This window comes from Vibrio sp. 10N.261.51.A3 (assembly GCF_041471965.1).
Taxonomy (GTDB): Bacteria; Pseudomonadota; Gammaproteobacteria; order Enterobacterales; family Vibrionaceae; genus Vibrio; species Vibrio crassostreae_C.
Window position 1 is genome coordinate 91,155 of the sequence record NZ_JBFRPK010000023.1, and the last position, 10,316, is coordinate 101,470.

Annotated in this window: 13 protein-coding genes; all 13 read left to right on the forward strand. The window is 45.3% G+C overall.

Features of this window, described 5'->3' with window-relative positions; all coding sequences use genetic code 11:
- A partial coding sequence (locus AB4371_RS06615) for a chemotaxis protein CheW (RefSeq protein WP_372082571.1) occupies nucleotides 1-925 on the forward strand: 925 nt, incomplete at its 5' end.
- Nucleotides 926-997: 72 nt separating this feature from the next.
- On the forward strand, nucleotides 998-1,492 hold the full coding sequence (locus AB4371_RS06620; protein ID WP_017064109.1) for a chemotaxis protein CheW: 495 nt from the start codon (nucleotides 998-1,000) through the stop codon (nucleotides 1,490-1,492).
- On the forward strand, nucleotides 1,492-2,004 hold the full coding sequence (locus AB4371_RS06625) for a DUF2802 domain-containing protein (RefSeq protein WP_017060660.1): 513 nt from the start codon (nucleotides 1,492-1,494) through the stop codon (nucleotides 2,002-2,004). Before AB4371_RS06620 ends, AB4371_RS06625 begins: the two co-directional genes overlap by 1 nt.
- A 278-nt stretch (nucleotides 2,005-2,282) precedes the next feature.
- Nucleotides 2,283-2,900: a cytochrome c biogenesis heme-transporting ATPase CcmA gene (gene ccmA, locus AB4371_RS06630; RefSeq protein WP_017060659.1), complete on the forward strand. Its 618-nt coding sequence runs from the start codon at nucleotides 2,283-2,285 to the stop codon at nucleotides 2,898-2,900.
- Nucleotide 2,901: 1 nt separating this feature from the next.
- Nucleotides 2,902-3,570 (forward strand): heme exporter protein CcmB, encoded by a 669-nt coding sequence (gene ccmB, locus AB4371_RS06635; protein ID WP_017060658.1) that lies wholly within the window; start codon nucleotides 2,902-2,904, stop codon nucleotides 3,568-3,570.
- 148 nt (nucleotides 3,571-3,718) lie between these two features.
- The gene (locus AB4371_RS06640; protein WP_017064107.1) at nucleotides 3,719-4,459 is read left to right on the forward strand and encodes a heme ABC transporter permease; all 741 of its coding nucleotides are present in this window, start codon (nucleotides 3,719-3,721) and stop codon (nucleotides 4,457-4,459) included.
- A 14-nt stretch (nucleotides 4,460-4,473) separates the two neighbouring features.
- The gene (gene ccmD / locus AB4371_RS06645) at nucleotides 4,474-4,680 is read left to right on the forward strand and encodes a heme exporter protein CcmD (protein ID WP_009848525.1); all 207 of its coding nucleotides are present in this window, start codon (nucleotides 4,474-4,476) and stop codon (nucleotides 4,678-4,680) included.
- Nucleotides 4,677-5,159: a cytochrome c maturation protein CcmE gene (gene ccmE, locus AB4371_RS06650; RefSeq protein WP_017064106.1), complete on the forward strand. Its 483-nt coding sequence runs from the start codon at nucleotides 4,677-4,679 to the stop codon at nucleotides 5,157-5,159. Before ccmD ends, ccmE begins: the two co-directional genes overlap by 4 nt.
- Complete coding sequence (locus tag AB4371_RS06655; protein ID WP_048661502.1) at nucleotides 5,156-7,126, forward strand: heme lyase CcmF/NrfE family subunit; 1,971 nt, start codon at nucleotides 5,156-5,158, stop codon at nucleotides 7,124-7,126. The genes ccmE and AB4371_RS06655 overlap by 4 nt, the downstream gene beginning before the upstream one ends.
- A gap of 5 nt (nucleotides 7,127-7,131) precedes the next feature.
- Nucleotides 7,132-7,683: a DsbE family thiol:disulfide interchange protein gene (locus AB4371_RS06660; protein WP_017066365.1), complete on the forward strand. Its 552-nt coding sequence runs from the start codon at nucleotides 7,132-7,134 to the stop codon at nucleotides 7,681-7,683.
- Entirely contained in the window at nucleotides 7,680-8,171 is a 492-nt protein-coding gene (locus AB4371_RS06665) for a cytochrome c-type biogenesis protein (RefSeq protein WP_017066364.1), read from the forward strand. The genes AB4371_RS06660 and AB4371_RS06665 overlap by 4 nt, the downstream gene beginning before the upstream one ends.
- The gene (ccmI, locus tag AB4371_RS06670; protein ID WP_017066363.1) at nucleotides 8,171-9,391 is read left to right on the forward strand and encodes a c-type cytochrome biogenesis protein CcmI; all 1,221 of its coding nucleotides are present in this window, start codon (nucleotides 8,171-8,173) and stop codon (nucleotides 9,389-9,391) included. Before AB4371_RS06665 ends, ccmI begins: the two co-directional genes overlap by 1 nt.
- A 124-nt stretch (nucleotides 9,392-9,515) precedes the next feature.
- A complete protein-coding gene (locus tag AB4371_RS06675) occupies nucleotides 9,516-10,301 on the forward strand; it encodes a VacJ family lipoprotein (RefSeq protein WP_017071951.1) in 786 nt (261 codons plus the stop codon).
- Nucleotides 10,302-10,316: the final 15 nt, after the last annotated feature.

Genomic DNA, 10,316 nt, shown 5'->3' on the forward strand with positions numbered 1-10,316 from the left:
GCCAGAGCCAGAGCCAGAGCGCCAATTTTCGAGTCACCACTCTAGCTACGCAGAAATACGCGCGGCTGAGTTTGAGGTTCCTAACCTTGAAGATGTTCAGAAACTACTGAGTCGTTTAGAGGCGACCAATGTTGTTGATGAACTGAACCTTGATGAGTTGATGGATCAGAACACCCAGAAAATCGCCCAGCAAGCAGACATGCAAATGTTTGATGCCGCGGTTGAGTCTGTTCAAGTGTTCGAAGAGCCAGAGATTCAGGATTGGAATCTTCCAGAACCCGATTTATCAATTGTTGTAGAGCCACCTGTTGAATCGCAGCAAATTGAAGAGTTACAAGCTGAATCGTTGGAGACGGAACAAGTAGAAGTTAAGGCTGTTGAGCCTGAACTTGACGTTCCTGATCCCGAGACAGTTATTGAACCCGAAACTCAAGCAGGAGGTGCTGACCAGTTTACCTCTTGGGAAAGTACGGTTCGCAAAGAAGACTTTCAAGTCTTGTATTTTGATGTAAACGGCGTGACCTTTGCGGTGCCACTTGATGAGCTTGGCGGCATCCATCGCCTTGAAGAGTTAAGTCATATCATTGGTAAGCCAGCTTGGTATTTGGGTTTACAAACCAACCGTGATAGTCAGCTAGATGTGGTCGACACCGCAAAATGGGTGATGTCTGAGAAACTATCAGGTGACGAATACAAAGAAAACTATCAATATATAGTGATGCTTGGAGAGAGCTTGTGGGGCCTGGCGGGCACAGAGCTCAAAGGCACCGAGCTACTTAATACAGACAAAGTACGTTGGCGAGAAATGGCAGGGAAACGCCCATGGCTCGCTGGTATGGTAAAAGAAAAAATGTGTGCTTTGATTCATGTTGAAGCATTAATCGCCATGCTAAACGCAGGGCTAGATGTAAAAGCATTAAGCTAGTAATAAGCATTGGGCTAACAATAAGCATCAAGTTAATAATAGTGGTCGGTAACGACGGCAAGAGGATTATCTATGTCTCATATGAGTGAAGTTGAAGTAAGAAAAGAGCAAACGAATGATGAAGTACTTCAATGGGTGACTTTCCAGCTAGAAGAAGAAACTTACGGCATCAACGTAATGCAAGTACGTGAAGTACTACGTTACAGCGAAATTGCTCCAGTACCGGGTGCTCCAGATTACGTTCTAGGTATTATTAACCTACGTGGTAACGTTGTTACTGTTATCGACACTCGTTCTCGCTTTGGTTTGATGCAAGGTGAAATCACAGACAACACTCGTATCATCGTTATTGAATCTGAGCGTCAAGTAATTGGCATTCTAGTAGATAGCGTTGCTGAAGTGGTTTACCTACGTTCTTCCGAAATCGACACAACGCCAAGTGTTGGTACTGATGAAAGTGCTAAGTTCATCCAAGGTGTAAGTAACCGAGATGGCAAGCTGCTTATCTTAGTAGATCTAAACAAACTACTAAGCGAAGACGAATGGGATGAGATGGCTCACCTGTAATGTTTGAAGCGCTTCCTTTAAGCCCTGTCGCTCTGATATCAGGCGTTGGGGTTTTTACGTTATTTATCCTGATTTTGATTAGCAAAGTAAAACGTGCGATTCAAAAGCAGCTCGATCAGTCACGCCTGCAAGTTCGTAACTTGGACAAAGAGCTTCAAAAATCGAGTAAGCAATTACTTGAGGTTCGCTCTGTTGTGGTTGGCCTTGGCCAGAAAGTGACGGAACAGCAAGATCTGATAAAGCACTTGAATGAACGTATTGTTGAGTTGGAACATGCTGACACCGATGGACGCTTGTACACACGTGCAACGAAAATGGTTCAGCTTGGTGCCGGGATTAACGAACTGATCGAAGAGTGTGAATTACCTAAAGCGGAAGCTGAGCTAATGATGTCTCTACAGAATAAGCTCGCGGGTAAGGAAAAAATCCCTTCGTTGAGAAGTGACCCTTCATCGTACGATCAGCAACCCGATGCCTCTCGCGATCGCAGAGACCCGCCTCGACGTCGTTAAATTGAGCGCTTAATTCGTATTGAGCAATTGATGTTTATTACGTATTCCTCTTAAAAGAAGCTTCGGCTTCTTTTTTTATGCCTGCCCGGTCTATATAGAACGATGTTTATAAGTGCTTGTATCTACGACAATATCTTGTTTGTTGATGAAAATGTGTAAATTGTGATGAGGTGGTAACAGTTTCTTACCGACTTTGTTCTATCGAAAACGCCTAGTCCTGTTTTGTCACCATGTTGGTGTGCTACTATAGCGCTCTCATTACTCGACTAAATTTACCTATGCTAGAAGTCTCAAATTTAACTGCTATTCGTGACGACAGGATTCTGTTTGAATCGTTGTCTTTTCAATTGAAACCAGGTGAGCTGGTTCAAGTTGAAGGTCGTAACGGTACCGGGAAAACGACACTCCTTAGGATTATTACTGGCTTAGGCGATCGCGATGACGGCACTATCTCTTGGGACGGTGAGTCTATTGAATCGAGTCGAGATGTTTATCATCAAAATTTACTTTTTCTTGGTCACCAAACAGGCGTAAAGCGCGAGCTTAGTGCTTATGAGAATCTGAGCTTTTATCAGTCGATTCACAGTGGCGGTACCAGCAAAGAAGAGCTTTATCACGCGCTGGCTCAAGTCGGGCTTGCGGGCAGAGAAGACGTACCTGCGGGGCAACTTTCAGCAGGCCAACAACGCCGAGTTGCGTTGGCTCGCCTTTGGTTGAGCAAGCAAATGTTGTGGATTCTTGATGAGCCGCTGACTGCCATTGATAAGCAGGGCGTGAAAGTTCTCGAATCTCTTTTTTCTCAGCATGCAGACAACGGTGGCATTGTGTTGTTAACCACACACCAAGATATGTTTGCTGATAGCCCGAAACTAAGAAAAATAAAGTTGGGTGAGTAATATGATCTCTTCAATGACCACGATTATCCGACGCGAACTGCTTATCGCGTTTCGACGTCAAGCGGATATCTTTAACCCTTTGTGGTTCTTCATCATTGTTATCACGCTTTTCCCTTTGAGTATTGGCCCAGAGCCAAACCTACTTGCGCGTATTGCTGCGGGTATTGTTTGGGTGGCCGCTTTGCTCTCTGCATTGCTCTCTTTAGAGCGTCTTTTCCGTGATGATTTTCAAGATGGCGCCCTTGAACAGATGATGCTGATGCCAATCCCGTTGCAGTTGGTAGTATTGTCCAAAGTCATAGCACACTGGTTGTTGACCGGGTTACCATTGATTTTAATCAGCCCATTATTGGCTGTTTTGTTGTCTTTAGATTTTGATACATGGCTCTCAGTTGTGTTGACCTTGCTGGTAGGAACACCCGCATTGAGTTTTATTGGTGCGATTGGTGTTGCGTTAACCGTTGGGTTACAGAAGGGCGGAGTCCTGTTAAGCCTGTTAATCTTGCCGCTTTACATCCCCATTTTAATCTTCGCGACGTCAGCAATTGACGCTGCGGCTTTGGGCGTTGCATACAACGGTCAATTGGCGGTGCTTGGGGCAATGTTAATGGGTGCGATGACTATGACGCCTTTTGCGATCAGTGCCGCACTTAGAGTAAGTGTGAACTGATTGGGGTTCCGTTATCGTATAACCAATGTGAACCAAATGTGTCGATTGAACTCATAGAGTCAATAAAACTGAAAGCAAGACAAATAAAATTATTATAATTATAGCTTTAATAGCTGTAAGCAATATGAAGTAAGAGTGAGATTACAACATGTGGAAATGGCTCCATCCCTATGCCAAAGCAGAAACCTCTTATCAGCTTGCTGGTAAACTTTTGCCATGGTTTTCGATCCTAGCGCTATTGTGTCTATCCGTCGGTACCGTGTGGGGGCTTGCATTTGCGCCTTCTGATTACCAACAAGGCGATAGCTTCCGTATCATCTACATCCATGTTCCGTCTGCAATCTGGTCGATGGGCGTTTACATGTCGATGGCGATTGCTGCCTTTATCGGTTTGGTATGGCAGGTAAGGCTATCAGACATGGCCGCACTGGCGATGGCACCGATTGGCGCTGTGTTTACCTTCATTGCGTTACTAACTGGCGCAGTTTGGGGTAAACCAATGTGGGGTGCTTGGTGGGTTTGGGATGCGCGTTTAACCTCAGAGCTGATTCTTCTATTCCTATACTTGGGTGTGATCGCACTACACCACGCTTTTGACGACCAAAAAACAGCAGCAAAAGCGGCAGGCATTTTGGCTATCGTTGGTGTCATCAACCTACCTATCATTCACTTTTCAGTAGAGTGGTGGAACACACTTCACCAAGGCGCGACGATCACTAAGTTCGACAAGCCTTCTATTTCAAGTGACATGTTATGGCCGCTTCTTCTTAACATCTTCGGCTTCGCCTTTTTCTTTGGTGCTGTGACTATGGTTCGTTTCCGTAACGAAATCATCAGTAAAGAAAGTCACCGTCCATGGGTTCGCAAGCTTGCGGCTGAAAAAGCGTAGTAGGGTAGGTAATTATGTATTTTGAATCTTTGAGTGATTTCTTTGCCATGGGAGGCTATGCCTCCTATGTATGGAGTGCATTTGGAATCACATTTCTCGCGATGATCATTTTACTGGTCGTAAGCGTTCGTCGTGGTAAGCAATTACTAAATGAAGTACAAGCTAAGATTGATCGTCAAGCTCGTATCGATGCAGCAAAAAATATGGAGAACACTCTATGAACCCAAGACGTAAAAAGAGGCTGGGCATTGTCTTAGCGATCTTTTTTGGTATCAGTGCGACTGTTGGATTGATGGTTTACGCACTTAACCAGAACATGGATCTGTTCTACACACCAACTGAGCTGGTCAACGGCAAAGATGGTAAGAAACCTGAAGTTGGTCAACGCCTACGTATTGGTGGCATGGTCGTAGTCGGCTCTGTAAGCCGTGACAATGAATCACTACGTGTAAGCTTTGATTTGCAAGATGTAGGCCCTAAAGTAACAATTCTATACGATGGCATCCTTCCTGATCTTTTCCGCGAAGGCCAAGGTATTGTCGCTCAGGGTGTTCTTAAAAATGCAACGACAATCGAAGCGTTTGAGGTGTTGGCGAAGCACGATGAAGAGTACATGCCTTCTGAAGTTGCGGAAGCAATGAAGAAAACCCATGAGCCTTTGCAATACACGACTGAACAAAAAGAAGGAAATGCTCAATGATAGCCGAGATCGGCCATTTTGCGATGATCCTGTCCTTGGGACTTGCATTGCTGCTAAGCGTGCTCCCATTGTATGGAGCCGCTCGAAATAACACATTATTGATGAACAGCGCACGACCGTTGTCGTGGGGTATGTTCGGATTCTTAGCGATTTCGTTCTTTATCTTGTGTTACGCGTTCTACACCAATGATTTTACGATTCAATACGTAGCAAGTAACTCGAATAGCCAACTGCCTTGGTACTACCGAATTACGGCGGTTTGGGGCGCTCACGAAGGTTCATTACTGCTTTGGGTTCTTATCCAAGCGGGTTGGACAGTTGCAGTAGCGACGTTTAGCCGTGGTATGCCTCAAGAGTCTGTGGCTCGCGTACTGGCTATCATGGGTTTGATTACTGTCGGCTTCTTGCTGTTCATTATCGTAACGTCTAACCCGTTCCTACGTACATTGCCTTTCTTCCCTGTAGATGGCCGCGACTTGAACCCACTACTGCAAGACCCGGGTTTGATTATTCACCCGCCAATGCTTTACATGGGTTATGTAGGTTTCTCGGTAGCGTTCTCTTTCGCCATCGCTTCTCTAATGAGTGGTCGTTTAGATACGGCATGGGCTCGTTGGTCTCGTCCTTGGACAATCGCAGCTTGGTTATTCCTAACAGTAGGTATCGCACTAGGCTCTTGGTGGGCTTACTACGAACTTGGCTGGGGTGGCTGGTGGTTCTGGGATCCAGTAGAAAACGCTTCATTCATGCCTTGGTTGGCTGGTACTGCGCTGATGCACTCACTAGCGGTAACAGAAAAGCGTGGCACATTTAAAGCTTGGACAGTATTGCTGGCTATCTCTGCATTCTCGCTAAGCTTACTAGGTACATTCTTAGTTCGTTCAGGCATCTTGGTATCGGTTCACGCGTTTGCGTCGGATCCTGCTCGCGGTATGTTTATCCTAGGTTTCCTAGTCTTCGTTATCGGTGGTTCACTGCTGTTGTTTGCTGTTAAAGGCGCATCGGTTCGTGTTCGTGGTAACTTCGATCTGGTTTCTCGTGAAAACGCACTGCTTGGTAACAACATCTTATTGATTGCAGCCCTAGTGGTTGTGTTAGTAGGTACGTTATTACCACTAGTTCACAAACAGTTAGGCTTGGGATCGGTATCTATCGGTGCTCCATTCTTTGACATGCTGTTCTTTTGGTTAATGATTCCGTTCTCGTTCTTGCTTGGTATCGGTCCTCTGATCCGCTGGAAACGTGACAACCTGTCTAAGCTTGTTAAACCAATGCTGATTTCAGGTGCATTCTCACTGGGCTTGAGTGCGCTAATGGTTGCTCTATTGGCTGACCGCTTCAGTGGTACTGCGTTTGCTGGCTGGGTAATGGCATTCTGGATCATCTTCATGCACGGCTTTGAGCTGCATGAACGTGCGACTCACCGTCATACGTTTATGAAAGGTCTAACTAAGTTGCCTCGTAGTCACTGGGCGATGGTGTGTGGTCACATCGGTTTAGCTGTGACAGTGATTGGTATCGCGATGGTGCAAAACTACAGCATCGAACGCGATGTTCGTCTGGCACCTGGTGAAAGCTACCAGCTTGAAGAATACAGCTTCCTGTTTACAGGGGTTCGTGACAAAGATGGTCCTAACTACGATGGTTACATTGCTGACTTTGAAATTACTAAAGAAGGCAAATACATCAACACGCTTCACGCTGAAAAACGTTTCTACACCACCGCTAAGTCTATGATGACGGAAGCAGCGATTGACCGTGGTGTAACGCGCGATCTTTACATCGCGATGGGTGAACGTTTAGACGACAACAAATCTTGGGCTGTACGTATCTACTACAAACCATTTGTACGTTGGATCTGGGCAGGCTCTTTGATCATGTCGATTGGTGGCGCTATTGCTATCAGTGACCGTCGTTACCGTTTCCGTAAGCCAACCAAAAAGTCGGCTGAAGAGCAGGAGGCTTAATCCGAATGAACAAGAAGATTTTATTCATTCCATTGATTGCGTTCATGGTTCTAGCTGGAATCTTTGCAACGCAATTAATGCGCAACCAGTCGGGTGATGACCCAACTAAGCTTGAATCCGTATTGATTGGTAAGCCTGTGCCTGAGTTTGACCTAGAAGATTTAGAGCAACCAGGTAAGCTGCATGATCAAGCTATCTTTAAAGGTGAGCCGTTGCTTCTTAACGTATGGGCGACTTGGTGCCCTACTTGTTATGCAGAGCACTCTTACCTGAACAAACTTGCTGGTCAAGGGGTTAAGATCATTGGTCTTAATTACAAAGATGATCGCAATAAAGCGGTTGGTTGGTTAAAAGAGCTGGGTAACCCGTACCTAATCAGCCTGTTTGATGGTAATGGCATGCTAGGTCTTGACCTCGGCGTGTATGGCGCACCTGAAACTTTCCTAATTGATGCTAACGGTGTGGTTCGTTACCGCCATGTTGGTGATGTGAACCCGACCAACTGGGCATCGACGCTTGAGCCGATGTATCAAGAGTTGTTGGAGGAATCGAAATGATTAGAAAGGCATTGATTACTCTATTTGCTACGTTCGCAATCTCAGCGACGGTTTCTGCTGCACCTATCGAATTTCATGAATTTGATACCGTAGATCAAGAGCAGCAGTTCAAAGAGTTGAGTAATACGCTACGCTGCCCTAAATGTCAGAACAACACGATTGGTGATTCGAACGCTGAGTTAGCGGTCGACTTACGTCAAAAAGTGTACGAGATGACAAAAGACGGTAAGTCGAAGCAAGATATCATTGATTACATGATTGCTCGCTACGGTAACTTTGTGACTTACAATCCACCACTGACACTAGCAACATCGATCCTTTGGATTGGTCCGTTTGCGGTGGTTGTGTTTGGATTTGGCTTGATCATTTTGCGAAGCAGAAAGTCAAAATCGAAAGCGGCAGTAGAGTCAGATAAAGACTGGGATGCAGACAAAGAAGCTCGCTTAAAAGCGTTACTCGATGAAGAGAACGACGGAGATAAGAAGTAATGACTCTATTTTGGATTTCTACCATTATCCTTTCGCTAGCGGCAATTTTCTTAATTGTTCTGCCTTTCATTAACAAGAAGGCAAACAATGACGAAATGCTTCGCGACGAGTTGAACAAAGCATTCTATAAAGACCGTCTTGTCGAGTTAGAAGTAGAAGCAGAGGAAGGTCTTGTTGATAACCAACAAGAACTGATCGATGATTTGAAACAGTCTCTGCTTGATGATGTTCCTGCACAAGAAGAGATGAAGAAGACTCAAATCTCTACGCTTGGTGTGGTTGTACCGTCGATCATCCTTGTCGTCGTTGTGACTTATGGTATGTACTTTAAGTTCGGTGCGTTGGACAAAGTTCAACACTGGCAAGAAGTGAGCTCGAACCTTCCTGAATTGTCTAAAAAGCTAATGTCATCGGAAGGTGGTGCACTAACGGATGATGAGTTGGAAGATTTGACTCTAGCGCTTCGTACTCGTCTGCATTACCAACCAAAAGATTCAACAGGTTGGTTGCTACTCGGTCGTATTGCACTGGCTAACCGCGACGCTGAAACAGCAAAAGATTCTATGGAACGAGCTTACAAGCTTGAACCTAAGAATGAAGATGTTCAGTTAGGTTTCGCACAAGCACTGATGCTTTCTCCCGATGAAGCTGATCAAAACCAAGCTCGTTTGATTTTGAGCCGTTTGATTCAAAACGATTACGTTGACCTTCGTGTGTTCTCACTGCTTGCGTTTGATGCGTTTGAGCGTCAAGACTACCCGGGTGCTGTGAAGTACTGGAGCATCATGCAACAGATGATTGGTCCACAAGACAGTCGCTATGAAATGCTTTCGCGCAGTATTGAAAGTGCTCAGAAGAAAATGGGCGACACTATGGGTGTCGACCAAGGTAAGACTGTTGCTGTAACGCTCGATCTATCTGCAGACGTGAATGCTGACCCTAACTCAGTGTTAATTGTGTCAGTACACAGAGCTGATGGTTCTCCAATGCCTATCGCAGCGGCACGCTACCCACTAGGGACTTTCCCTCGTACGGTTGTGCTAGATGACGGCAACAGCATGCTGGAAGGGCAAGAGCTGTCTAGCCTTGAAACACTGATGGTTAGAGCTAGGCTTGATACAGACGGCAACGTTTCAACTCGCGAAGGTGATTGGTACGGTGAAAGTGAAGTGGTTGAATTGGGCGCTCCAGTTACCATTGATATCAATAAGCAATATTAATCATCACTTTACATAGGTGTTATCTATTCCGATTTGCAGATAAACGGTATAGACTTAGCCAAACAATTGAGGCCAGCGATTGCTGGCCTTTTTTATTATTTGAATTCCTTATGGAAAAGGTGATATGTCTGTCAGTGTTTTAAGACTCTCGAGTTTACTTTTTATCGCAAGCTTAACGGTTGGGTGTTCAAGCGCGCCGGACGAAAGTGTTGACGATGATAACCTCGAAACCTCTGAATACGTCGAAGAGTCCCACTCCAATGATCCTTTTGAAGGTTTCAACCGAGCGATGTGGGATATCAACTACGAATATCTAGATCCTTACTTAGTTCGCCCTGTTTCCCTCGCTTATGTTGACTACACCCCTGTGCCAGTGCGTTCTGGTATCTCCAATTTCCTAGCCAACTTAGACGAACCATCAAGCATGGTGAATAACCTTATTATGGGCAATGGTGAAAAAGCACTCGACCATTTCAATCGTTTTTGGATTAACTCAACGATTGGTTTGTTAGGCTTAATCGATATTGCTAGCGAAGCTGGGATCACCAAGTACGATGATAAGTCGTTCTCTGATGCGATTGGTCATTACGGGGTAGGAAATGGTCCGTACTTCATGGTGCCGGGTTATGGTCCACTAACAACTCGAGAAGTGACTGAAACCGTCGATGGTATGTATGTGCCTCTGTCGTTCTTGAATTTCTGGGCTAGCTTAGGCAAGTGGGCATTTGAAGGCATGGAAACACGTGCTCAGTTAGTATCACAAGAAGCGCTGTTGGATAGCTCTCCTGATCCATATGCATTAACGCGTGATGTTTACATTCAACGTCGTGATTTCAAAGCCGAGATTGAACCTGAAGAGGTCGACCTTGAAGAAGAAGATTTCATCGATGGTTATCTAGAAGATTACTAGGGCGTGTTGATCTTT